The organism is Cognatilysobacter tabacisoli, assembly GCF_003586305.1.
Classification (GTDB): Bacteria; Pseudomonadota; Gammaproteobacteria; order Xanthomonadales; family Xanthomonadaceae; genus Cognatilysobacter_A; species Cognatilysobacter_A tabacisoli.
In genome coordinates this window covers 311451-334358 of record NZ_QXJI01000001.1, presented here as the reverse complement: position 1 = coordinate 334358, position 22908 = coordinate 311451, and the positions used below count along the sequence as shown (strand labels likewise).

18 protein-coding genes and 2 tRNA genes are annotated in these 22908 nt (G+C 72.7%); 14 read left to right on the top strand and 6 right to left on the bottom strand.

The features are described 5' to 3' along the window. Positions 1 to 59 precede the first annotated feature (59 nt). The 4 genes from gluQRS to phbB (D3A60_RS06165) all read left to right on the top strand — a co-directional run bounded on the left by gluQRS (position 60) and on the right by phbB (D3A60_RS06165) (position 3223). The gene (gene gluQRS, locus D3A60_RS06180; RefSeq protein WP_119717853.1) at positions 60 to 974 is read left to right on the top strand and encodes a tRNA glutamyl-Q(34) synthetase GluQRS; all 915 of its coding nucleotides are present in this window, start codon (positions 60 to 62) and stop codon (positions 972 to 974) included. A 37-nt stretch (positions 975 to 1011) separates the two neighbouring features. Then, on the top strand, positions 1012 to 1752 hold the full coding sequence (gene phbB / locus D3A60_RS06175) for an acetoacetyl-CoA reductase (RefSeq protein ID WP_119717852.1): 741 nt from the start codon (positions 1012 to 1014) through the stop codon (positions 1750 to 1752). Between the two features lie 140 nt (positions 1753 to 1892). Continuing rightward, the gene (phaR, locus tag D3A60_RS06170; protein ID WP_119717851.1) at positions 1893 to 2396 is read left to right on the top strand and encodes a polyhydroxyalkanoate synthesis repressor PhaR; all 504 of its coding nucleotides are present in this window, start codon (positions 1893 to 1895) and stop codon (positions 2394 to 2396) included. 86 nt (positions 2397 to 2482) lie between these two features. After that, positions 2483 to 3223, top strand: a complete 741-nt coding sequence (gene phbB, locus D3A60_RS06165; protein ID WP_119717850.1) for an acetoacetyl-CoA reductase — start codon at positions 2483 to 2485, stop codon at positions 3221 to 3223. 21 nt (positions 3224 to 3244) lie between these two features. On the opposite strand, the gene D3A60_RS06160 is transcribed toward phbB (D3A60_RS06165), so the two are convergent. Then, on the bottom strand, positions 3245 to 4177 hold the full coding sequence (locus D3A60_RS06160) for a M48 family metallopeptidase (RefSeq protein WP_119717849.1): 933 nt from the start codon (positions 4175 to 4177) through the stop codon (positions 3245 to 3247). A gap of 37 nt (positions 4178 to 4214) precedes the next feature. Then, complete coding sequence (locus D3A60_RS06155; RefSeq protein WP_407062773.1) at positions 4215 to 6032, bottom strand: formylglycine-generating enzyme family protein; 1818 nt, start codon at positions 6030 to 6032, stop codon at positions 4215 to 4217. A gap of 124 nt (positions 6033 to 6156) precedes the next feature. On the opposite strand from D3A60_RS06155, the gene rnd reads away from it, so the two are divergent. Further along, on the top strand, positions 6157 to 7242 hold the full coding sequence (gene rnd / locus D3A60_RS06150) for a ribonuclease D (protein ID WP_119717848.1): 1086 nt from the start codon (positions 6157 to 6159) through the stop codon (positions 7240 to 7242). A 289-nt stretch (positions 7243 to 7531) separates the two neighbouring features. On the opposite strand, the gene D3A60_RS06145 is transcribed toward rnd, so the two are convergent. Continuing rightward, positions 7532 to 7607, bottom strand: a tRNA-Ala gene (locus D3A60_RS06145). Between the two features lie 166 nt (positions 7608 to 7773). Here D3A60_RS06145 and D3A60_RS06140 point away from each other — a divergent pair. The 6 genes from D3A60_RS06140 (at position 7774) to D3A60_RS06115 (ending at position 13176) form a co-directional block, all read left to right on the top strand. Further along, positions 7774 to 7850 (top strand) — tRNA-Arg (locus D3A60_RS06140). A gap of 94 nt (positions 7851 to 7944) precedes the next feature. Beyond that, complete coding sequence (amaB, locus tag D3A60_RS06135) at positions 7945 to 9477, top strand: L-piperidine-6-carboxylate dehydrogenase (protein WP_119717847.1); 1533 nt, start codon at positions 7945 to 7947, stop codon at positions 9475 to 9477. 81 nt (positions 9478 to 9558) lie between these two features. Further along, complete coding sequence (locus D3A60_RS06130) at positions 9559 to 10617, top strand: quinone-dependent dihydroorotate dehydrogenase (RefSeq protein ID WP_119717846.1); 1059 nt, start codon at positions 9559 to 9561, stop codon at positions 10615 to 10617. Next, positions 10614 to 11654, top strand: coding sequence for a UDP-N-acetylmuramate dehydrogenase (gene murB, locus D3A60_RS06125; RefSeq protein ID WP_119718992.1), 1041 nt, complete (start codon positions 10614 to 10616; stop codon positions 11652 to 11654). The genes D3A60_RS06130 and murB overlap by 4 nt, the downstream gene beginning before the upstream one ends. Before the next feature lie 38 nt (positions 11655 to 11692). Continuing rightward, the gene (locus tag D3A60_RS06120) at positions 11693 to 12562 is read left to right on the top strand and encodes a DMT family transporter (RefSeq protein WP_119718991.1); all 870 of its coding nucleotides are present in this window, start codon (positions 11693 to 11695) and stop codon (positions 12560 to 12562) included. 125 nt (positions 12563 to 12687) lie between these two features. Continuing rightward, positions 12688 to 13176, top strand: a complete 489-nt coding sequence (locus tag D3A60_RS06115) for a cupin domain-containing protein (RefSeq protein ID WP_119717845.1) — start codon at positions 12688 to 12690, stop codon at positions 13174 to 13176. A 3-nt stretch (positions 13177 to 13179) separates the two neighbouring features. Here D3A60_RS06115 and D3A60_RS06110 read toward each other — a convergent pair whose 3' ends face one another. Together D3A60_RS06110 and ispG are read right to left on the bottom strand one after the other, a co-directional pair. Next, positions 13180 to 13887, bottom strand: a complete 708-nt coding sequence (locus D3A60_RS06110; protein ID WP_119717844.1) for a phosphatase PAP2 family protein — start codon at positions 13885 to 13887, stop codon at positions 13180 to 13182. Next, on the bottom strand, positions 13871 to 15142 hold the full coding sequence (gene ispG, locus D3A60_RS06105) for a flavodoxin-dependent (E)-4-hydroxy-3-methylbut-2-enyl-diphosphate synthase (protein ID WP_119717843.1): 1272 nt from the start codon (positions 15140 to 15142) through the stop codon (positions 13871 to 13873). Before ispG ends, D3A60_RS06110 begins: the two co-directional genes overlap by 17 nt. Positions 15143 to 15216: 74 nt before the next feature. Between ispG and xseA the strand changes: the two genes are divergently transcribed. From xseA to D3A60_RS06090, 3 genes are all read left to right on the top strand, one after another. After that, the gene (gene xseA / locus D3A60_RS06100) at positions 15217 to 16572 is read left to right on the top strand and encodes an exodeoxyribonuclease VII large subunit (protein WP_119717842.1); all 1356 of its coding nucleotides are present in this window, start codon (positions 15217 to 15219) and stop codon (positions 16570 to 16572) included. 122 nt (positions 16573 to 16694) lie between these two features. Continuing rightward, a complete protein-coding gene (locus D3A60_RS06095) occupies positions 16695 to 18125 on the top strand; it encodes an aldehyde dehydrogenase family protein (RefSeq protein WP_119717841.1) in 1431 nt (476 codons plus the stop codon). 81 nt (positions 18126 to 18206) lie between these two features. Then, positions 18207 to 19991, top strand: a complete 1785-nt coding sequence (locus tag D3A60_RS06090) for a vWA domain-containing protein (protein WP_119717840.1) — start codon at positions 18207 to 18209, stop codon at positions 19989 to 19991. On the opposite strand, the gene D3A60_RS06085 is transcribed toward D3A60_RS06090, so the two are convergent. Continuing rightward, positions 19981 to 22881, bottom strand: coding sequence for a bifunctional diguanylate cyclase/phosphodiesterase (locus D3A60_RS06085; RefSeq protein ID WP_196778666.1), 2901 nt, complete (start codon positions 22879 to 22881; stop codon positions 19981 to 19983). The two genes, D3A60_RS06090 and D3A60_RS06085, sit on opposite strands and share 11 nt — an antisense overlap. Between the last annotated feature and the right edge of the window lie 27 nt (positions 22882 to 22908).

Below are 22908 nucleotides of genomic sequence, written 5' to 3'. Positions count from 1 at the left end.
AGTGTGGCAGCCTCGCGCGGAATTCAAGTGAACCTCTCCCCACCCGTGCGCCTTTCCGCATGACGCCCGCCGCCGCGCCGTACCGGGGCCGCTTCGCCCCGTCGCCGACCGGCGACCTGCATGCCGGATCGCTGCTCGCCGCCTTGGGCAGCTGGCTGATGGCCCGACACGCCGGCGGGGAGTGGTGGGTCCGGATCGAAGACCTCGACCGGCCGCGCGAAGTTCCCGGGGCGGCCGGGCGCCAGCTGGCCGCACTGGCCGCGTTCGGCCTGGTGCCGGACGGCCCGGTCGTGCGGCAGAGCGACCGCGACGCCCTGTACCGCGCCGCGCTCGACCGGCTGCTGCTGAGCGGCGCCGCGTTCGCGTGCCACTGCAGCCGCAGCGACCTGGCCGCGAGCGGCGGCGTCCACCGCCGCTGCGTGGCGCGCGCGCGCCGCGCCGACCCCTCCGTGCGCCTGCGCGTGCCCGACGGCAGCGTCGTCGCGTTCGACGACCTCGTGTGCGGCCCGCAGCGGCAGGACGTCGCGCGAGACGCCGGCGACTTCGTGCTGCGGCGCGCGGACGGCTACTGGGCCTACCAGCTGGCGGTCGTGGTCGACGACGCCGAACAGGGCGTGACGGACGTCGTGCGGGGGGCCGACCTGCTCGACTCGACACCGCGGCAGATCCTGCTGCAGCGCGCGCTCGGGGTGCCGACGCCGCGGCACGCGCACCTGCCGCTGCTGCTCGACGCCGGCGGCCGCAAGCTGTCGAAGTCCGACGCGTCGCACCCGCTCGATCCGGCACGCCCGCTGCCGGCGCTGCGGGCCGCGTGGCGCGCGCTGGGCCAGCGCGACGGCGCACTCGACGACGCGACCGATGCCGCCGGCGCCCTCGCTGCGGCGCGGCGCGCGTTCGAGGCCGAACGCATCCCCGCGTCGCGTTTCCCTTCCATCGCGGCAGCGCACAACGGTGGCGACGCCAATCGTCCCTAGAATCAACGGCCGCACCCCGCGGCAAGGAGAATCCTGCATGCAAGCTCGCGTCGCACTCGTCACCGGAGGAACCGGCGGCATCGGCAGCTCGATCCTGCTCAAGCTGGCCAGCATGGGCCACAAGGTCGCGACCAACTACCGCGACGAGGGCAAGGCGCGCGCGTGGCAGACGGCGATGAAGGCGGCGGGGGTCGACGTCGCCCTGGCGCACGGCGACGTGTCTTCGGCCGAGAGTGCCGAGTCGATGGTGCGCGACCTCGAGCGCCAGCTCGGGCCGATCGATATCCTGGTCAACAACGCCGGCATCACCCGCGACACCACTTTCCACAAGATGACGCCGACCCAGTGGAACGACGTCATCGCGACCAATCTGGGCTCCTGCTACAACGTCACGCGCCCGGTGATCGAGGGCATGCGCGAGCGCAAGTGGGGGCGGATCATCCAGATCAGCTCGATCAACGGGCAGAAGGGCCAGTACGGCCAGGCGAACTACGCCGCGGCCAAGGCCGGCATGCACGGCTTCACGATTTCGCTGGCGCAGGAGAACGCGCGCTTCGGGATCACGGTGAACACCGTCTCGCCCGGGTACATCGGCACCGACATGGTCATGGCCGTGCCCGAGGAGGTGCGCAACAAGATCGTCGCGCAGATCCCGACCGGCCGGCTCGGCACGCCCGAGGAAATCGCCTACGCGGTGTCGTTCTTCATCCCCGACGAGGCCGCGTGGATCACCGGCGCCAACCTGTCGGCCAACGGCGGCCAGTACATGGGTTGGTGAATGCGGGCGACCCCGGGGCCGGCCCCTCGGTCGGGTCCCGGCGGCCCGCCGTGGCGTGCGGTGGCGCCTTTAGACGCAAGTTGCATGCCTTCCCGGCCTGCGCCATGCTGCGGGGCACCACGATTTAGAGCGCCAGCTCGATGCCCTCGATGCGCGTCATCAAGAAGTACCCGAACCGCCGTCTGTACGACACCGAGATCTCGAGCTACATCACGATCGAGGACGTGCGCCAGCTGATCGTCGACGGCGAGGAGTTCGAAGTGCGCGACGCGCGCTCGGGCGACGACCTGACCCGTCAGGTGCTGCTGCAGATCATCGCCGAGCACGAACAGGACGGCGAGCCGGTGCTGTCGACGCAGCTGCTGAGCCAGATCATCCGGTTCTACGGCGACTCGCTGCAGGGCTTCATGGGCAACTACCTCGAGCGCTCGATGCAGATCTTCCTCGAGCAGCAGGCGCAGTTCCGCAACCAGATGGGCGGACTGATCGGCCAGACGCCCTGGACGATGATGAACCAGCTCACCGAGCGCAACCTGGCGATGTGGAAGGACTTCCAGAACAACCTCGCCGGCAGCGTCGGCCAGACGCCGACGACGGCGCGTCCCAAGCCGGACAGCAAGCCCGACACCAAGCGCGGGCGCTGACCTCCGCCGCTCCCGCCCTCTTCCGCACCCCGCGCGGCGCACGGCCGCGGGTCGGCGTGCGCGGACCCTCCGCAGGACCTTCGACCATGACCCAGCGCATCGCCCTCGTCAGCGGCGGCATCGGCGGGCTCGGCACGGCGATCTGCCGCGCCCTCGCCCATGCCGGCCATCGCGTCATCGCCGTCGACCTCGGCGGACGCGACGAGCGCGTCGCCGGGTTCCACGCCGCGCTCGACGGGCTGGACGTGTCGTTTGCGCCGCTCGACGTCACCGATTTCGACGCCTGCGGCGCGCTGGTTGCCCGGCTGGAGGCGGAGCACGGCGGCATCGACATCCTCGTCAACGCCGCGGGCATCACGCGCGACGCGCGGCTGGTCAAGATGGACAAGCGCGCCTGGGACGACGTGCTCAGCGTCAACCTCGACGGCGTGTTCAACCTGTGCCGGCACGTGGTCGACGGCATGGCCGCGCGCGGCCACGGGCGTATCGTCAACATCAGCTCGATCAACGGCCAGACCGGCCAGTTCGGGCAGACCAACTACGCCGCCGCGAAGGCCGGAATGCACGGCTTCACGATGTCGCTGGCGCGCGAGGTCGCGCGCAAGGGCGTGACCGTCAACAGCATCTCGCCGGGCTACATCGACACCGAGATGACGCGTGCGATCCGCGAGGACGTGCGCGAGCAGATCGTCGCCGGCATCCCGACCGGGCGCATGGGCCAGCCGGACGACATCGCGCGCGCGGTCGCGTTCCTCACGGCCGATGCGTCGGACTACCTGACCGGCGTCAACCTGCCGGTCAACGGCGGTCTGTTCATGAGCTTCTGAGCGGCGCGACGCCGCCGCGCATCAGCGCAGCGGCGGCTGGCCCGCGCAGTACTTGGCGTAGAACGCCTCGGCCTGCGGCATCAGCGACTGCAGCGTCTGGATGCGGTTGGCAGGGTCCGGGTGGGTGGACGCGAACTCCGGCGGGCGCGCGCCGCCGCCGAGTTCGGACATGCGCTCCCACAGCGGGATCGCCTCGCGCGGATTGAAGCACGCCGCGGCGGCCAGCATCAGCCCCACTTCGTCGGCTTGGGTTTCGTGGCTGCGGCCGTACGGCAGGATGAACCCGTACTGCGCGCCGGCGCCGAGCGCGGCCATCATCGCCTGCTGCTGCTGCGGGTCCATGCCGCCGAGCGCGACGCCGGCCGCCATCTGGCCGACCTGCACCAGCTTCTGCTGGGCGATGCGCTGCGAACCGTGGCGCAGCAGCGCGTGGGCAATCTCGTGGCCCATCACCACCGCCATCGCGTCGGAGTTCTGCGCGACCGGGAACAGGCCGGTGTAGACCGCCATCTTTCCGCCCGGCAGGCAGAACGCGTTGGCCTCCTGCGAATCGATGACGCTGACGTCCCAGTTGAAGTGCTGGAAGTCGACCGGTGCCTGCTGCTGGTTCGCCGCGGCCAGGTCGGCGGCGACCGGCTGAACCTTCTGCACCAGGCGCGAAGCGATCTCGCGGATCTGCTTGCTCTCCGGCGCGTCCGGGGACAGCAGCGCGCCCTGCGCGGCGGCGTCGCCCTGCACCTGCTGGTAGGCCTGCGCGCCGAGCTGCGCCTCCTCCTCCGGCGTTGCGCCGTAGCGCGCCTTCTCGCCGGTGTAGGGGTCGACCTTGGCGCTGCCGAACCAGGTAATCGCGGCGTAGATCGCGAAGCCCACCAGCACGAGCAGCCGCAGCCCGCCGAATCCCATTCGCCGGCGCGGTGCGCCCTGGCCCTGTGCCGACATCGGATCGATCCTCATGACGGTGCGTCTCCCCTCGGGCGCATCGCGCCGTTCGTCAGAGCTCGCGCACGACCCGGAAGCCGACGCGAGCGTTGGTGGTGTCCGCGTCGCTGGCGATCCGCCAGGCCGAACGCGTCTGCGCCGGCGAACTGGCCCAGGAGCCCCCGCGCACGACGCGCGAACGGCAGCCCGGATTGACCCACGCCTCGCCGTCGCGCGGCGCGCGGCGGTAGGTGTCGTGCCAGCAGTCCGCGACCCATTCGCTGACATTGCCGGCGAGGTCGTGAAGGCCGAATGCATTCGGCGCGTAGCGGCCCACGGGGACGGGGCCCCACGCGCCGTCGGCGTAACCGGCGAACGCGTTGGTCCAGCGGCGCCCGCTCGGCGACGCGTCGGCACCGCCGGTGACGTTGCCGGCCCGCGCCGGCGGCGCGCCGTCGCCCCACGGGTAGCGGCCGGCCTTGCCGGCGCGCAGGGCGTACTCGAACTCGGCCTCGCTCGGCAGTCGGTAGGTCTGGCGCGAGCGTTCGGACAGCCAGTCCGCGTAGGCGAACGCGTCCTTGGCGCTGACGTGGATCACCGGCTGGTCGTCGGCCGCGCGGTTGCCGGCGTAGTCGCTGCGCCAGTCGACGCCGCTGCGGCGGGTCAGGTTGCCGCTGCGCTCGTCGTACGCGATCGAATACCCGCGCCGCTCGGCGCGCGTGCGGTAGCCGGTCGCGGCGACGAAGCGCGCGAACTCGGCGACGGTGACTTCGGTGCGCGACATCGCCAGGCCGCGGTCGAAGCGGATGTTGCGCGCCGGCCGCTCGGCGTCGGTTGCGTCGGCCTCGCCGTCGGCCGCGCCCATCCGGAACGCGCCATGCGGAATCACCACGAGCACCGGCCCGCGCGCGCCGGCGCCGAGGCCGTCGGTGAACACCTGGCCCGGCCGGAACAGCCCGTAATGGGTCGCCAGTTCGATGCGCTCGCGCAGGTCCACCGCCGCGGGATCGCCGGCCTTCGCGATGCGCAGCATGGCCGCCAGCTGGGCACGGGCCCGATCGATGCCGTCGTCGGGGTCGGCCAGCGCAGCCAGGCCGGCATCGCGCAGCGCGTTGATCCGCAGCGCGCGCTGCAGCGCGATCCGCCCGCGCGCATCCTCGACCGCGGTCGTGCCGGGTCGCACGGTCGCCGCCTGCGCAAGCCGCCGCTCGGCCTGCGCGTAGTCGCCCTGCTCGGCGGCCAGCTCGGCGCGGCGGATCAGCGCGCTTTCGACCGCCGCCAGGCCCTGCAGCGCCCGGGCGTCGTCCGGACGCAGCGCCAGCGCCTTGCCGAACCACGCGATCGCACCGTTTGCCGAACCCGGATCGATGCGGCCCGCATTGAGTTCGCGCTCGCCCATCCGGTTGGCGGCCTGCGCCTCGTCGGCCCGGTCGACGCGGTCGAGGTACGCCTGCACGTCGCGATCGGACGGCGCGAGCACGCGCGCGACGGCGGCCGCCTCATGGGCGCGGCGCAGCTGCAGCGGATCGTCGTCGATGCCGGCGATCGCCGCGTCGCCCTGCTCGATCAGCGCCGCGCGCGCGCGGGCCAGCGCGGCCTGGAGCGAGGGGTCGTCGGGCGACTGCCGCGCCAGCGCCAGGTACAGCGGGATCGCGTCGGCGTCGCTGCCGAACAGCCGCCCTTCCTGCAGCGCCTCGTCGGCCTGGCGGCGCAGGGCCGCGGCCGATTCGGGCGTCACCTCGATCGCCGGCGCACGCCATGGCGCCACCGGCGAGACGGCCTGGTCGGCCGACACGGTCACGACGGGCGCGCGGGCGCGCGCCTCGCCGGGCGAGGCAGGGTCGTGCGGGGGTTGGCGGGCGCAGGCCGCGGCGAGGGCCAGCAGCGCTATCGCCGAACACAGCTTCGCGCGCAATCGTCCTCCAAGGGGGCCGGCGCCGGGCGCCGGGCCCGCCGAAAGTAGGCTATTGTCGCCCGCCGCGGCAACCGTGCCCGCCCGCCCCGCCTTCGCTCCCATGCCCATCTGGATCGCCGACCCCGCCGCGCTGCAGGCGCATTTCGCCACCGCGCCGGCCCGCATCGGCCTGGACACCGAGTTCATCCGCGAGCGCACGTACTGGCCGCAGCTGGCGCTGGTGCAGATCGCGGTCGGCGACGCGATCCTGCTCGTCGACCCGCTCGTGCCGGGCATGTGCGAGGCGCTCGCGCCGATCCTGGCCGACGAACGCATCCTCAAGGTGATGCACAGCCCCAGCGAGGACCTGGTCACGTTCAAGCGCGCCTGCGGCGTGCTGCCGGCGCCGCTGTTCGACACCCAGCTGGCGGCGGCGATGGCAGGCATCGGCGGAGGGCTCGGCTACCAGAAGCTGGTCGAACAGCTCACCGGCGTGCAGCTGGCCAAGGGCGAGACCCGTTCGGACTGGATGCGACGCCCGCTGTCGCCGGCGCAGCTGGAGTACGCCGCCGACGACGTGCGCCACCTGTTCGCGATGCACGACGCGCTCGACGCGCGGCTGGGCGAACTCGAACGCCGCGCGTGGCTGGCCGAGGACGCCGCGCGCACCCTCGCCAACGCCGCCGACGAGGCGCCCGAGCGCTGGCCGCACCTGTCGCTGCGCACGGCGCAATTCCTCGACCACGACTCGCAGGTCCGCCTCGTGCGCCTGCTGCGCTGGCGCGACGCCTACGCGCGCGACAGCGACCGCCCGCGCACGTGGATCCTCGACAACGAACTGGCCGTCGCGCTGGCACGCACGCCGCCGACCGACCGCGACGCCCTGCAGCGCAAGGTCGACGCGCACCCGAAGGGCCCGCGCAAGCTGGTCGACACGATCTGGCGGGCGCTGACCACACCGCTTCCCGACGAGGCCGAACTGCCCGATGCCGGCGTGGCCGAGACCCGCGACAAGCAGCGCCTGCGCGCCCTGCAGGACGCCGTCGCGCAGCGCAGCGGCGAGCTCGGCCTGCCCGACGGCGTGCTGGCGTCGCGGCGCTGGCTGGAAGCGATGCTCGACCGCGAGGGCTGGCCGGACGCGCTCGAAGGGTGGCGCCGGCGGGTGCTCGAGCCCGTGCTCGGCCCGCTGCTGAAGCCGGCGGGCTGACCCGATCGGGCACGGCAGGCTTTCCACGACGCTGCGGCAAAGCGGACCGCCGAAGCGGTCGCAATGCCCGCGCCCCGAGCGCTGACGCGCCGATGCGCACTATCTGGACGGGTGAGAGCCGCGTGCCCCCCGTGCCCGCGACCCAGAAGACGCGACGGCGCCCACCGGCTCCACCGATCCAAAAAAAGAACGGCGCCCGAGGGCGCCAGCGATCCCAAAAGACAACGGCGCCCGAGGGCGCCAGCGCTCCAAAAGAGAACGGCGCCCGAGGGCGCCGTTCTGGTGTTCGTGGTGGAGCGGAGGAGGATCGAACTCCCGACCTTCGCATTGCGAACGCGACGCTCTCCCAGCTGAGCTACCGCCCCACGAAACGCGGGTGAGTTTATCGGGGCCCGCCGCCGCGCGCCAGCCCTGCCGAGGCGTGCGGTCGCGACCGCCGTCGCCGCTGCGCGCGCGTGCCCGTTCTCGGCGCCCGCAGACGCGCGCCGCGTTGGCCTCGCCCGAGGGTTCCCTGCGATAATTCCGCATTCAGGCCCCGTAGCTCAGCTGGATAGAGCGGTCCCCTCCTAAGGGACAGGTCGCACGTTCGAATCGTGTCGGGGCCGCCATCCACCGCGCGTGGGCATGACGCCCGCCGCAGCCACCCCAGCGAAGGCCCGCCTGCCCCGGCGCGCCGTCCCCGTCCTGCAGGAGCTCCACCCCATGACCCATCCCGTCCTGACCGCGCTCGGCCTCGGCGCCAGCGAATCCGGCACCTACCTCGGCGGCGGCCAGTGGTCGACGACCCGCGATGCCGGCGTCATCGAACCGGTCAACCCGACCACCGGCGAGGTGCTCGGTCGCGTGCAGGCGTCGTCGCAGGCGGACTACGACACGATCGTCGAGCGCGCGCAGGCCGCCTTCAAGGTCTGGCGCACGACCCCGGCGCCGCGCCGCGGCGAGGCGATCCGCCTGTGCGCCGACGCGCTGCGCACCCACAAGGATGCGCTGGGGTCGCTGGTCGCGCTGGAGATGGGCAAGTCCAAGCCGGAAGGCGACGGCGAAGTGCAGGAGATGATCGACATCGGCGAGTTCGCCGTCGGCCTGTCGCGCCAGCTGTACGGCCTGACGATGCACTCCGAGCGTCCCGGCCACCGCATGTACGAGCAGTGGCACCCGATCGGCCTGGTCGGCGTGATCTCGGCGTTCAACTTCCCGGTCGCGGTGTGGGCGTGGAACTCGTTCATCGCGGCGATCTGCGGCGACATCACCATCTGGAAGCCGTCGCCGAAGACCCCGCTGTCGGCGATCGCGTCGATGAAGATCTGCAACGAGGCGCTGGCCAAGGCCGGCTTCCCGGACATCTTCTTCCTGTTCAACGATGCCGGCACCGAGCTGGCTTCGGCCTTCGTCGACGACAAGCGCATCGGCCTGGTCAGCTTCACCGGTTCGACCAAGGTCGGCCGCATCGTCGGCGAGCGCGTCGCGCGCCGCATGGGCCGCTCGCTGCTCGAACTCGGCGGCAACAACGCGATCATCGTCGACCCGTCGGCGGACCTGAAGCTGGCGATCCCGGCGATCGTGTTCGGCGCGGTCGGCACCGCCGGCCAGCGCTGCACGACCACGCGCCGGCTGTTCGTGCACGAGTCGATCTACGACGACGTGCTGGCCAAGCTCGTCACCGCGTACAAGCAGGTCGAGAAGAAGATCGGCGACCCGACCGACCCGACCATGCTGATGGGCCCGCTCAACAGCCGCGACGGCGTCGACGCGTACCTCGACGCGGTCGAAAAGGCCAAGGCCGCCGGTGGCACCGTCGAAACCGGCGGCGCGGCGATCGAGGGCAAGGGCAATTTCGTGCTGCCGACCATCGTCACCGGCCTGACCAACGATGCCGAGATCGTCCAGCACGAGACCTTCGCGCCGATCCTGTACGTGATGAAGTACCAGACCCTCGACGAGGCCATCGAGCTGCAGAACGCCGTGCCGCAGGGTCTGTCGTCGTCGATCTTCACCACCAACCTGAAGGCCGCCGAGCAGTTCCTGTCGGCCTGGGGCTCGGACTGCGGCATCGCCAACGTCAACATCGGCACCTCGGGTGCGGAGATCGGCGGCGCGTTCGGCGGCGAGAAGGAAACCGGTGGCGGCCGCGAGTCGGGCTCCGACGCGTGGCGGGCGTACATGCGCCGCCAGACCAACACGATCAACTACTCCGACGCGCTGCCGCTGGCGCAGGGCATCAAGTTCGACCTGTAACGTAGCGCCATCGCCGCCCCGCTCCCCGGGGCGGCGATCCTGCCGCACCCGCCCGTTCCGAACGCGAGCACTTGCCCCGACATGTATGGCCTGGCCCGACCGTTCCTGTTCCACCTCGACGCCGAGCAGGCGCACGACGTCGGACTGCGCGCGCTCGAGGCCGCGTACCGCACCGGGCTGAACCCGCTGCTCGCGCGCCGCCCGGCGCCGCTGCCGACCCGGGCGTTCGGCCTGACCTTTCCGAACCCGGTCGGCCTGGCGGCCGGTCTCGACAAGAACGGCGCGCACATCGACGCGCTGTTCTCGTTCGGCTTCGGCTTCGTCGAGGTCGGCACGGTCACCCCGCGCGCGCAGGAGGGCAACCCGAAGCCGCGGATGTTCCGGCTGCCCGAGCACCGCGCGGTGATCAACCGGCTCGGTTTCAACAACGCCGGCGTCGACGCGCTGGTGCGCAACGTCGAGAAGGCACAGCGCAAGGGCGGCCTGCTCGGCATCAACATCGGCAAGAACAAGGACACGCCGAACGACGCCGCCGAGGGCGACTACATGTACTGCCTGTCGCGGGTCTATCCGCTGGCGGACTACGTGACGATCAACATCTCCTCGCCGAACACCGCCGGCCTGCGCGAACTGCAGGAGGAGCAGCAGCTGCGCCGGCTGATCGGCACGCTGCGCGAGGAGCAGGAGCGCCTGGGCGCCAAGCACGGCAGGCGCGTGCCGATGCTGGTCAAGATCGCCCCGGACCTCAGCGAGGACGACATCGAGGCCGCCGGCCGCGTGCTGGCCGACCTCGAGGTCGACGGCGTGATCGCGACCAACACCACGGTCGGCCGTCCCGACGTCGAAGGCGCGCCGCACGCGAACGAGACCGGCGGGCTGTCCGGCGCGCCGCTGATGGCGCCGTCGACCGCGGTGCTGCGGCGCATGCGCACGCGGCTGCCCGAGGCGATTCCGCTGGTCGGCGTCGGCGGCATCCTGTCCGGCGCCGACGCGGTGGCGAAGATGGCCGCCGGCGCGACGCTGGTGCAGTGCTACACCGGCCTGATCTACCGCGGCCCCGGCCTCGTGCACGAGTGCGTCGAGGCGATCCGCCGGCGGCGCGAGTCGTCCGCCAGCCTGCGCCGCGCGACGCCGGCATGAGCGAGGCCGTCCGCGTCACCCGCGACGCGCCGCTGCGCACCCGCAACACCTTCGGCGTCGACGCCCGCGCGCCGTGGCTGGTCGAGGTCGCCGACGCCGCCCGGCTGCCGGAGGCGCTGTCCGCGCCGCCGCTGCGCCTGGGCATCGCGCTGGTGCTCGGCGGCGGCAGCAACCTGCTGTTCGCCGGCGATCCCGACGGCCCGGTGCTGGCGCTGACCGGCGACCGCATCGCGGTCATCGACGACGACGGCGACCGCGCGATCGTCCGCGCCGACGCGGGCGTCGAGTGGCACCGGCTGGTGCTGTGGACGCTCGACCGCGGCCTGTGCGGGCTCGAGAACCTCGCGCTGATCCCCGGCACCACCGGCGCCGCGCCGATCCAGAACATCGGCGCGTACGGCGTCGAGGTCGGCGAGACGATCCACGCGGTCGAGGTGTTCGAACCGTCTACCGGCCAGGTGCACCGGCTCGGTCGCGACGCCTGCCGCTTCGGGTACCGGGACAGCGTGTTCAAGCACGACGCCGACCGCTACCTGGTCACCGCGGTCGAGTTCGCGCTGTCGCGCACGCCGGCGCTGCGGCTCGACTACGCCGGGCTCGGCGACGAGCTCGCCGCGCGCGGCGTTGCGACGCCCGATGCGCGCGACGTCGCCGACGCGGTGATCGCGATCCGCCGCCGCAAGCTGCCCGACCCGGCGGTGCTCGGCAACGCCGGCAGCTTCTTCAAGAACCCGATCGTGCCGGCCGCGCAGGCCGATGCGTTGCTCGCCGCGCACCCGGCGCTGCCGGTGTTCCGCGCGGGCGCGGCCGGCCGGCGCAAGCTGTCGGCGGCGTGGATGATCGACGCCTGCGGCTGGAAGGGCCATCGCGACGGCGACGTCGGCGTGGCTGCGTCGCACGCGCTGGTGCTGGTCAACCACGGCCGCGCCACCGGCGCGCAGCTGCTCGACCTCGCCCGCCGCATCGCCGACTCGGTGCACGCCCGCTTCGGCGTGGCGATCGAACCGGAACCGCGCGTGATCGGCGCGCAGTGGTGACGGCCGCGCCGGGGCACCCGCTGCGCGCGGCGGGCTTCATGTTCGCCAGCACGCTGTCGTTCGGCGTCATGGCGATCGCGATCCGGCTGGCGTCGGCGTCGCTGCACACGTTCGAGATCGCGTTCTTCCGCAACTTCTTCGGGCTGCTCGCGGTGCTGCCGCTGCTGATCGGCACCGGGCGCGCCGCGCTGCGCACCACGCAGCTGCCGAAGTACTTCGTCCGCTGCGCGATCGGGATCGGCTCGATGCTCGCCGGGTTCTGGGCGATCGGCCACCTTCCGCTGGCGCAGGCGATCTCGCTGTCGTACTCGACGCCGGTGTTCGTGACGATCGCCGCGGCGGTGTTCCTGCACGAGCATGTGCGCGCGCGGCGCTGGGCGGCGGTCGCGCTCGGCTTCCTCGGCGTGCTGGTGATCGTGCGGCCGGGCTCGGCCGACTTCTCGACCGGCACCCTGATCGCGCTGCTGGCCGCGGTGCTCAGCGGCATCGTCGCGATCCAGATCAAGCAGCTGTCGCGCGTCGACGCGGCCAACACGATCGTCCTCTACACGTACCTGTTCTGGGTGCCGATGTCGCTGCTGCCGGCGCTGTTCGTGTGGGAGTGGCCGGTCGGGATCGCGTGGCTGTGGGTGATCGCCGCCGGCCTGTTCGGCACCGGCGGCCAGGTGCTGTGGACGCACGCGCTGAAGCTCGGCGAGGTCTCGGCGCTGACGCCGATCAGCTTCATGCAGCTGCCGTTGGTCGCCGCCGCCGGCTGGCTGCTGTTCGACGAGGCCGTCGACGCGTGGACCTGGGTCGGCGCCGCGATCATCCTCGCCTCGAACGCCTACATCGCGCACCGCGAGGCGGTGCTGTCGCGCCGGGCAGGCACCGCCGCGCCGAGCGCGGGTGCCAAGCCCGGCGAGTGAGGCCGCGCGGTGGCGCTGCGACCGGCATCGCCGCCGGCGTGCGATGACGGAGCCGGGCGGATCGCAGGGGCCGCCTTTGTGCCGCGGTTGCGTTGACTTGGACGAGCCCGCCGTCCGAGGTCGACATGAACATGCCGCTGCCCTGCCTCGCCGTCGCCGGCGCCCTGCTCGCCTGGGTCCACGCCGCATCGGCCGAGCCCCCGGTCCCGCCGCCGTCGACGCCGACGGCCGCCGAGGCCGCGCGGGCCGCCCCCGCGCTGGCCATCCGCGCCGATGCCGCCGGGTTGCAGTGGGGGCCGTGCCCGGCCTTCCTGCCCGCGGGCTGCCGCATCGCGGTGCTGCACGGCGACCCCGCCCAGCCGAACGCCGACGTGTTCTTCCAGGTGCCCGGCGGCGCGGTCATCCCGTCGCACCGGCACACCTCGGCCGAGCGGATGGTGCTGGTGGAGGGCCGGCTGCGCGTCCAGTACCGGGGGCAACCCGCGGCGACGCTGGAGCCCGGCGGCTACGCCTACGGCCCGGCCGGCCGCAGCCACGAGGCCACGTGCGAGTCGACCGGCCCGTGCACGCTGTTCATCGCGTTCGAGGGGCCGGTCGACGCGATCGCCGACTGACGCTCAGCGCTGGCGCGGGTGCCACGGCCGCAGTTCGCCGCGGAAGGCCAGCAGGTAGACCGCCATCACCCACGCGCTGGCCGCGGCCCAGCCGGCGAGGATGTCCGACGGGTAGTGCACGCCGAGGTAGATGCGCGACAGGCCCACGCCGACGACGAACAGCCCCGACAGCACCGCGACCGGCCAGCGCCAGCGCGTCTGCCACGTCAGCGCGATGACGACGCAGGCCAGCGTCATCGACCCCATCGCGTGGCCGCTGGGAAAGCTGTACGTCGCTTCGGGCGCGATCGACTCCCACAGCGTCGGCCGCGCGCGGGCGAACGACTGCTTGGCGCCGAGGTTCAACAGCGCCGAGCCGGCCAGCGCGATGCCGGCGAACGCCGACTCGCGGTGGCGTCGCACCAGGGCGAGCACCACGACCAGGACCACGTCGAACGGGACGACGAAATACAGGTAGCCCAGCTTCGACAGCCACAGGAAGGCATGGTCGAAGCCGTCGCGCGCCATGGCCTGCGCCAGCCGCAGCAGCGGCTGGTCGAACGGGATCATGTCCTGGTCGCGGACCTCGTCGGCCAGTTCGCCAAACATCCACAGCGGCGCGACGATGCACGCGAACACCAGCGCCAGCCGCCACGCGCGACGGCGCAGCACGTCGACGACGTCGCGGGCCACGTCGGCCAGCGCGGCGCCGGGATCAGCCGGCGGATGCATGCCCGCCGTAGCGACGCGCCACGTACGCGTCGATCAGCCCGATGAAGTCGCCTGCGATGTTGTCGCCGCGCAGGGTGACCGTCTTCTCGCCATCCTCGAACACCGGGGCGGACGGCGCTTCGCCGGTGCCGGGCAGCGAGATGCCGATGTTGGCGTGGCGCGATTCGCCCGGGCCGTTGACCACGCAGCCCATCACCGCGAGGGTCAGGTTCTCCGCGCCCGGATGGGTCACCTTCCACTCCGGCATCTTCGCGCGCACGTGCTCCTGCACGCGCTGCGCGAGCTCCTGGAAGAACGTGCTGGTGGTGCGGCCGCAGCCCGGGCACGCGGTCACCATCGGGGTGAACGCCCGCAGCCCCATCGTCTGCAGCAGCTCCTGCGCGACCACGACCTCGTTGCTGCGCGCCTGGCCGGGCTCGGGCGTCAGCGAGATGCGGATCGTGTCGCCGATGCCTTCCTGCAGCAGCACCGCCAGCGCCGCGCTCGAGGCGACGATGCCCTTGCTGCCGATGCCGGCTTCGGTCAGGCCCAGGTGCAGCGCGTAGTCGCCGCGGCGGGCCAGTTCGCGGTAGACGGCGATCAGCTCCTGCACGCCACTGACCTTGGCGCTGAGCACGATGCGATCTGCCGGCAGGCCCAGCTCCACGGCGCGTTCGGCCGAATCGAGCGCCGAGCGGATCAGCGCCTCGCGCAGCACCTCGGCCGCTTCCTTCGGCTGCGGCAGCAGGTGGTTCTCGTCCATCAGGCGGGTCGCGAGCGCCTGGTCGAGCGAGCCCCAGTTCGCGCCGATGCGCACCGGCTTGCCGTAGCGGATCGCGAACTCGATCAGCGTGGCGAACTGGGTGTCCTTCTTCTTGCCGAAGCCGACGTTGCCGGGGTTGATCCGGTATTTGGCCAGCGCCTCGGCGCAGGCCGGCTCGGCAGCCAGCAGCTGGTGCCCGTTGTAGTGGAAGTCGCCGATGATCGGCACCTCGACGCCCATCATCGCCAGCTTGTCGACGATGCGCGGCACCGCGGCGGCCGCCTCGACGGTGTTGACGGTGACCCGCACCATCTCCGAGCCGGCGCGCCACAGCTCGGCGACCTGCTTCGTCGTGGAGTTGACGTCGGCGGTGTCGGTGTTGGTCATCGACTGCACGACCACCGGCGCGCCGCCACCGACCTGCACGCCGCCGATCGCGACGGAGCGGGTCAGGCGGCGCGGCAGCGGGCCGAATGCAGGGTGTGCGCAGGGCTTGAGGGCGGCGGAATCCATGCGCGCATTGTAGCGTCGGCGTGACCGCCGGCCGGCCCTGCGGTACCGTGGCCGGCCGTCCCGCCTGCCCTGCGATGACCCGCGACGACGCCCGCGACGTGCTCACCCCCAGCCAGCTGAACGCGCTGGCGCGCGACCTGCTGGAGGGCAGCTTTCCGCTGATCTGGGTCGAGGGCGAGCTGGGCAACGTGTCGCGCCCGTCGTCGGGCCACCTGTACTTCACCCTGAAGGACGCGCGCGCGCAGGTGCGCTGCGCGATGTTCAAGCCCAAGAGCGGCTGGCTGAAGTTCCAGCCGCGCGAGGGCGTGCGCGTGCTCGCGCGCGGCCGGCTGACGCTGTACGAGGCGCGCGGCGACTACCAGCTGGTGCTGGATCACATGGAGGAGGCCGGCGAAGGCGCGCTGCGGCGCGCGTACGACGAGCTGCGCGCGCGGCTCGAGGCCGAGGGCCTGTTCGATCCGTCGCGCAAGCGTCCCCTGCCCGCGTTCCCGGCCCGTATCGGCGTGATCACCTCGCCCAGCGGCGCGGCGGTGCGCGACGTCCTGAGCGTGCTTGCGCGGCGCTTCCCGCTGGTCGAGGTCGAGGTGCTGCCGGTGCCGGTGCAGGGCGAGGCCGCGCCGGCGCAGATCCTCGCGATGCTGCAGCGCGCGGCCGCGTCCGGTCGATTTGATGTGCTGCTGCTGACCCGCGGCGGCGGCTCGCTCGAGGACCTGTGGGCGTTCAACGACGAGCGCCTGACCCGCGCGGTGGCCGAGTGCGCGGTGCCAGTGGTCGCGGCGATCGGCCACGAGACCGACTTCAGCCTGGTCGAGTTCGCCGCCGACCTGCGCGCGCCGACGCCGTCGGTCGCCGCCGAGTTGCTCGTGCCGAACGCCGACGACCTCGCCCGGCGGCTGCGCGCACTCGACGCGCGGCTTGCGTCGCTGCAGCAGCACCAGCTTCGCGCGGCGATGCAGCGCGCCGACCGCGCCGCGCTGCGCCTGAACGCGCTGCGCCCGGCGGCGCGGCTCGAACTGCTGCGCCGGCGCCAGACCGAGGCGCTGCGACGGCTCGCCGCAGCGTGGCAGCGCCGCCTCGACCGCGAACGCGCGCGCCTGCGCCACAGCGACGCGGTGCTGCGCGCCGCGCACCCGCAGCGCCGGCTGCAGCGGCTGCGCGAGCGGCTAGCCGCGCTCGCGTCGCGGCCGCAGTCGGCGATGGCGCGGCGGCTGTCGCGCGACGCGATGCACCTGCGCGGACTGGCGCGCTCGCTGGAGGCGGTGAGTCCGCTGGCCACGGTCGCGCGCGGCTACGCGATCGTGCTGCGGGACGACGGACGCGTCGTGCGAAGCGTGCTCGACGCCGCGCCGGGCGACCGCCTCGATGCGCGGCTGGCCGACGGCACGCTCGCGGTGCAGGTGCTGGCGCGCGGCGAACGTTCCGCCGACTGAGCGCAAGCCCGCGTTCATTGCCCCACCGCGCGGCGACGCGTCACAGCGCACCCGCTCGAGCCGCACCGCATGTTTACGCGCCAGTCGCTACGCTGGCGCCGCGTCCCCGCCCGGAGCGACCCATGCTCGCCAAGCGCTACCCGTACTACCTCGCGAACCAGCCGGTGGCGGCCAACGCCGACCTCGACGTGCTCGACAAGTACAGCGGCAAGCGCGCGACGCGCGTCGCGATGGCCGACGCGGCGACGGTGCGCAAGGCGATCGTCGCCGCGCACAAGGCGCGCGGGCCGATGGCGGCGTTTCCACCGGACGCGCGCCGCGACGTGCTCGAGCACTGCGTGCGCCGGTTCTCCGAGCGCTTCGAGGAGCTCGCGCTGGCCCTGTGCATCGAGGCCGGAAAGCCGATCAAGGACGCGCGCGGCGAAGTCACCCGCCTGATCGACACGTTCCGCATCGCGGCCGGCGAGGCCACCCGCATCGACGGCGAGCTGATTGAACTGCAGGTGTCCGAGCGCACCCGCGGCTACCGCGGCATGGTCAAGCGCGTGCCGATCGGCGCGTGCGCCTTCATCACCCCGTTCAACTTCCCGCTGAACCTCGTCGCGCACAAGGTCGCGCCGGCGATCGCGGCCGGCTGCCCGTTCGTGCTGAAGCCCGCGGCCAAGACGCCGGTCGGCGCGCTGATCATCGCCGAGGTGCTGGCCGAGACCGACCTGCCGAAGGGCGCGTTCTCGGTGTTCCCGTGCAGCAACGAGGACGCCAATGCGCTGGTCGAGGACGAGCGCATCGCGCTGCTGAGCTTCACCGGCGGGCTGGTCGGCTGGGACCTCAAGGCGCGGGCCGGACGCAAGAAGGTCACGCTGGAACTCGGCGGCAACGCGGCGTGCATCGTCGACGCCGATCCGGGCGCCTCGCTCGACCACGTGGTCGAGCGGCTGGTGTTCGGCGCGTACTACCAGAGCGGGCAGAGCTGCATCAGCGTGCAGCGGATCGTCGCGCACGAGGCCGTGTACGAGAAGCTGCGGCGCAAGCTCAAGGCCGCGGTCGGCCGGCTGCGGATGGGCGACCCGCGCGACGAGCGGACCTTCATCGGCCCGATGATCGACGAGGACGCCGCCAAGCGCGTCGAACGCTGGATCGACGACGCACGCAAGGCCGGCGCCAAGCGGCTGGCCGGCGGCGCGCGCGACGGCAACCGGCTGCCGGCGGCGCTGCTCGAGAACGTGCCGCGCGACGCCGACCTGTACCGCAAGGAGGCCTTCGGCCCCGTGGCCCTCCTTGAGCCGGTGGCGGACTTCGACGCGGCGATCGCGCGCGTCAACGACAGCGACTTCGGCCTGCAGGCCGGCGTGTTCACCGCGCGCCTCGACCACGCGATGCGCGCCTGGGACCGGCTCGAGGTCGGCGGCGTCGTGGTCGGCGACGTGCCGAGCTTCCGCGTCGACAACATGCCGTACGGCGGCATCAAGCAGTCCGGGCTCGGACGCGAGGGCGTGCGCAGCGCGATCGAGGACATGACCGAGCCGCGCCTGCTCGTGGTGCGCGCCGGCTGATCGCGCGTCCGGCGGCATCGGCTTAACCCCGCCCGCGGGGGTCGTGCGTTCGAACGCCACGACCACCCCGGGAGGAACCCGATGAACCGTCCGACGCCCACCCGCTCCGCGCTGTCTCTCGCCCTGCTCTCGGCCGTCGCCCTGTCGGCAGGCGTGCTCAGTTCGTGCTCCACCGTCTCGCCGGAACAGAAGGCGTCGGCCGCCGCCGCGGACGCCAACGCCCGGCGCGCCCATGACGCGACCGCGCAGCACGCGGCCGCCGCCGTGGTCGCCGCCGAGGCGAGCGCCACGCTCGACCGCGTCGAAGTGATCGGCTCGCGAGTCAACGACGCGCACGTCCAGGTGATGGCGCCGCCGTCCCCGCCCCCGCCGCCGCAGATGCGGATGGCCGCGCCGGTCGCCGGATTTGCAGGCCCGCCGCCCGTGGCCAACACCGAGCGCTACGCCGAGCGCGCCGACAACCCGGTACAGCGCACGACCGAACAGCCGGTGTCGACGTTCTCGGTCGACGTCGACACCGGCAGCTACAGCAACGTGCGCCGCCTGCTCGCCGACGGCCAGCGGCCCCCGGCCGACGCGGTGCGCGCGGAGGAATTCATCAACTACTTCGACTACGGCCACCCCGCGCCGACGTCGCGCGAGGTGCCGTTCCGGGTGACCACGGAACTGGCCGCCGCCCCGTGGAACGCCAAGCGCCAGCTGCTGATGGTCGGCATCAAGGGCTACGACGTGCCGAAGGCGACCCTGCCGCCCGCCAATCTGGTGTTCCTGATCGACACGTCCGGCTCGATGGAGTCGCCGGACAAGCTGCCGCTGCTGGTCCGCGCGTTCGGCCTGCTGGCGCGCCAGCTGCGGCCGCAGGACCGCGTGTCGATCGTCGTCTACGCCGGCAGCGCCGGGCTGGTGCTGCCGCCGACGCCGGGCGACCGCCAGGGCGAGATCCTCGCCGCGCTCGAGCGCCTGCAGGCCGGCGGCAGCACCAACGGCGGCGACGGCATCCGGCTGGCCTACGCGATGGCGCAGCAGGCCTACGTGCCCGGCGGCGTCAACCGGGTGATCCTGGCCACCGACGGCGACTTCAACGTCGGCACGGTCGACGACGGCGCGCTGGAGACCCTGGTTGCCGACCAGCGAAAGTCCGGCATCGCGCTGACCACGCTCGGCTTCGGGCGCGGCAACTACAACGACGCGCTTGCCGAGAAGCTGGCCGACGTCGGCGACGGCAACCACGCCTACATCGACACGCTGCAGGAGGCGCGCAAGGTGCTCGTCGAGGAGATGGGCTCGACCTTGCTGACGATCGCGCAGGACGTGAAGGTGCAGGTCGAGTTCAACCCCGCCGTCGTCGCCGAGTACCGCCTGATCGGCTACGAGAACCGCCTGCTGCAGCGCGAGGACTTCGCCAACGACCGCGTCGATGCCGGCGACATCGGCGCCGGCCACGAAGTGACCGCGCTGTACGAGATCACGCCGGTCGGCTCGGGGACGGAGCGCCTGCCGGCGCTGCGCTATGCCGCAACGACGAAGCCGAGCGCATCGGCGGGTGAACTCGCCCACCTGCGCCTGCGCTACAAGCGCCCCGGCGAGACGCGCAGCCGCCTGATCGAAGCGCCGATCGCGGCCGGTGCGCTGGGGGCCCGCCCGAGCGAGGCGCTGCGCTTCGCTGCCGCCGTCGCCGGCTACGCCGATGCGCTGCGCGGCGGCACGCGTCTGGATGGCTGGAGCTGGACGCAGATCGCCGCGTCGGCGCGCGGCGCCCGCGGCGACGACCGCTGGGGCCAGCGGGCGGAGTTCCTGCAGCTGGTCGAACAGGCGCGGGCGCTGGTCGATGCCGACCGCGCACGCACCGCGACTGTCAGCGAATGAGCGCCGCCTGCCGCGCGAGCGCGAACGGATCCTCGACCGGGCGGCCGAACAGATAGCCCTGGCCGTGTTCGCAGCCCAGCTCGCGCAGGACCGCGCGCTGGGCTTCGTTCTCGACGCCCTCGCCGATCGTGTAGATGCCCAGCGTGCCGGCGAGCGCCTGGATCGCGCGCACCACCGCGACGCTCTCCGGGCGCGTGTCGCCGACCAGGCCGGCGACGAAGCTCTGGTCGATCTTCAGGCACTCGATCGGGAAGCGGTGCAGGTACGACAGCGCCGAGAACCCGGTGCCGAAATCGTCCAGCTGCGCCAGCACGCCGTGGCTGCGCAGCGTGCGCAGGATGCGCAGCGCGCGCGGCGCGTCGTCGAGCAGCGCCACCTCGGTGATCTCGATCCGCAGCCGGTGCGGGTCGGCGCCGGCGGCGTCGAGCAGGTTCAGCAGCCGCTCGGCGAAATCGGCCATCAGGAAGTGCCGTGGCGACACGTTGATCGAGATGTAGCCGTCGTCGACCGTGGCCAGCCGCTGCGCGACCTGCGCGTACAGCAGCCAGTCGACCTCCTCGATCAGTCCGGTGTCCTCGCCCAGGCCGATGAACTCGCCCGGCAACAGCAGCCCGCGGCGCTCGTGGCGCCAGCGCAGCAGCGCCTCGTGGCCGATCGGCATGCCGTCGGCCAGCCGCACGATCGGCTGGTAGTGCGCGACGAAGCTGTCGCTGTTGATCGCGCGGCGCAGGTCAGCCTCGAGGTCGAGGATGCGCACGGCTTCCTCGCGCATCGCCTCGTCGAACACCGCGCAGCGGTCGCGGCCGCCGGCCTTGGCCCGGTACATCGCCGCGTCGGCGTCGCGCAGCAGGTCGGCGCCCTTGCGGTAGCGCGGGTGCCACAGCGCGATGCCGATGCTGGCCGACGGGAACACTTCGCGGCCCGCCACCCAGCACGGCTGGCCGAGCACCTCGATGATCCGCTGCGCCGCCTCTTCGGCCACGTTCTGGCCATCGATCGCGTCGATCAGGATCGCGAACTCGTCGCCGCCGAGCCGCGCGACCACGTCGTGGCTGCGCACGGCCGACACGATGCGCCGGCCGGCCTCGACCAGCAGCTCGTCGCCGGCCGAGTGCCCGGCGCTGTCGTTGACCAGCTTGAAGCGGTCCAGGTCGAGGAACAGCACCGCGAACTGGCGGTCCGGGTCGGCCTGCGCGGCGAGGATCGCCGCGGCCAGGCTCTCGAGCAGCTGCTCGCGGTTGGGCAGCCCGGTCAGCGCGTCGTGGCGCGCCTGGTGGGTCAGCTTCTGCTCGGCGCGCAGGCGCTCGTTGATCTGGGCGCGCAGCTGCGCGTTGGCCTCGGCCAGCTCCTGGGTGCGCGCGTCGACCCGCTGTTCGAGCTCGGCGTGGGCGGCGACCAGGCTCTCCTGCGCCTGCTTGCGCGCCAGGCCGATGCCGATGTGGTGGGCAACGAAGGTCAGCAGCTCCTGGTCGCGCGCGTTAAAGGCGATGGCGGGCGAGTAGCTCTGCACCGCGATGACGCCGACCGGCACGTCGCCGCGCAGCAGCGGCACGCCGAGCCAGCAGTGGGCGAGCGAACCGCGGCTGCGCGCCACGCCTTGCTCGGCCAGCGCGTCGATCGTGGGGCGGTCGGCGAGCAGCGGCCGGCCGCTGCCGATCACGTATTCGGTCAGGCCCTTGGACAGCTTGCGCGTGGCGCGCACGGCGTCGCGCTCGTCGATCGAGTACGGGAACTCCAGGTGCGCCGCGTCGGCCGACAGCAGCGCGATGTAGAAGTTGCGCGCGTACAGCAGTTCGGCGACGACGTCGTGCACCTGCTGGTAGAAGCGCTCCAGCGACTCGGCGCTGATCGACAGCTCGGCGATCCGGAACAGCGCGCGCTGCAGGCGCTCGCCGCGCTGGCGCTCGACGATCTCGGCCTGCAGCTCGCGGTTGGTCTGCTGCAGCTCGCGGGTGCGCTCTTCGACGCGCCGCTCGAGCTCCTCGCGCGCCTGGTGGCGGTCGAGCGCGGTCAGGATGTGCTGGGCAACGAACGCCAGCAGCGCGCGCTCCTCGTCGCGGTAGACCCCCGGCAGCACGTAGCTCTGCACCACGATCGCGCCGCACACGCGGTCCTCGCGCCGCATCGGCACGCCGAGCCAGTCGGCGCTGTCGGGGCCGTGCGCATCGTCGCGGCGGATGCCCAGCTGCATGCGCAGCGACCGCGACGGGCCGCGCATCGGGTCGCCGTGGCGCAACAGGCCGACCGTGAGGCTGTTGGGCATGTCGGCGATCGCGATGTGCGCGTCCGGGTCGGCGACGTAGCTGTCCTGGCTGTCGGCGAAGTACAGGAACCGCAGCGAATCGCGCACGTCGTCGTACAGCACGATGTAGAAGTTCTCGGCGAACATCAGCCGGCCGACCACCTCGTGGATGCGGCGCAGCATCTCGGCCATCTCGAGGTCCGAGCCGGCCAGGTCGGCGATCTCGTACAGCGCCTGCTGCAGGCGCTGCGAACGTTCGAGCAGCTCGGCGCGGGCCTGCGCGCGGAGCGCGACCAGGTGCGCGGACACCAGCCGCCGCGCCATCGCCTTCCACGCGGTGCGCGACGCCGGCGACAGCGCCTCGGGCAGGTCGGCAACCACTGCCACCGCGGAGCCGTCGTCGTCGTCGCTCCAGCACAGCTGAAGGCGCCGGGGCGCGCCGGTCGGCGCCGGCTCGTTCCGCTCCATCAGGCGATGGGCATGCTCGGACAGGGCCGGCGGCGCGTGTTCGGACCGGGACTCGCCCAGCTCGCCGGACGGCCACTGCCAGTGGACGGCGACCTGCGAACCGCTGGGCAGCGCCTCCTGCAGCGCCGCGGCCAACGAACCGCGTCCGGCCGGGGCATCGCCCGCGCCGCTGGTGGCCATCGCTTGCTCCATTGGGTGTGCGGCCCC

Bases quoted from the DNA above. Each gene is read 5' to 3' on its own strand.
- D3A60_RS06110 (WP_119717844.1), bottom strand. From the start codon at position 13,887: ATGCATCCGCCGGCTGATCCCGGCGCCGCGCTGGCCGACGTGGCCCGC.
- ispG (WP_119717843.1), bottom strand. From the start codon at position 15,142: ATGGATTCCGCCGCCCTCAAGCCCTGCGCACACCCTGCATTCGGCCCG.
- phbB (WP_119717850.1), top strand. From the start codon at position 2,483: ATGACCCAGCGCATCGCCCTCGTCAGCGGCGGCATCGGCGGGCTCGGC.
- D3A60_RS06130 (WP_119717846.1), top strand. From the start codon at position 9,559: ATGTATGGCCTGGCCCGACCGTTCCTGTTCCACCTCGACGCCGAGCAG.
- gluQRS (WP_119717853.1), top strand. From the start codon at position 60: ATGACGCCCGCCGCCGCGCCGTACCGGGGCCGCTTCGCCCCGTCGCCG.
- xseA (WP_119717842.1), top strand. From the start codon at position 15,217: ATGACCCGCGACGACGCCCGCGACGTGCTCACCCCCAGCCAGCTGAAC.
- D3A60_RS06115 (WP_119717845.1), top strand. From the start codon at position 12,688: ATGAACATGCCGCTGCCCTGCCTCGCCGTCGCCGGCGCCCTGCTCGCC.
- D3A60_RS06160 (WP_119717849.1), bottom strand. From the start codon at position 4,177: ATGAGGATCGATCCGATGTCGGCACAGGGCCAGGGCGCACCGCGCCGG.
- murB (WP_119718992.1), top strand. From the start codon at position 10,614: ATGAGCGAGGCCGTCCGCGTCACCCGCGACGCGCCGCTGCGCACCCGC.
- D3A60_RS06095 (WP_119717841.1), top strand. From the start codon at position 16,695: ATGCTCGCCAAGCGCTACCCGTACTACCTCGCGAACCAGCCGGTGGCG.
- phbB (WP_119717852.1), top strand. From the start codon at position 1,012: ATGCAAGCTCGCGTCGCACTCGTCACCGGAGGAACCGGCGGCATCGGC.
- rnd (WP_119717848.1), top strand. From the start codon at position 6,157: ATGCCCATCTGGATCGCCGACCCCGCCGCGCTGCAGGCGCATTTCGCC.
- amaB (WP_119717847.1), top strand. From the start codon at position 7,945: ATGACCCATCCCGTCCTGACCGCGCTCGGCCTCGGCGCCAGCGAATCC.
- D3A60_RS06085 (WP_196778666.1), bottom strand. From the start codon at position 22,881: ATGGCCACCAGCGGCGCGGGCGATGCCCCGGCCGGACGCGGTTCGTTG.
- D3A60_RS06120 (WP_119718991.1), top strand. From the start codon at position 11,693: ATGTTCGCCAGCACGCTGTCGTTCGGCGTCATGGCGATCGCGATCCGG.
- D3A60_RS06090 (WP_119717840.1), top strand. From the start codon at position 18,207: ATGAACCGTCCGACGCCCACCCGCTCCGCGCTGTCTCTCGCCCTGCTC.
- phaR (WP_119717851.1), top strand. From the start codon at position 1,893: ATGCCCTCGATGCGCGTCATCAAGAAGTACCCGAACCGCCGTCTGTAC.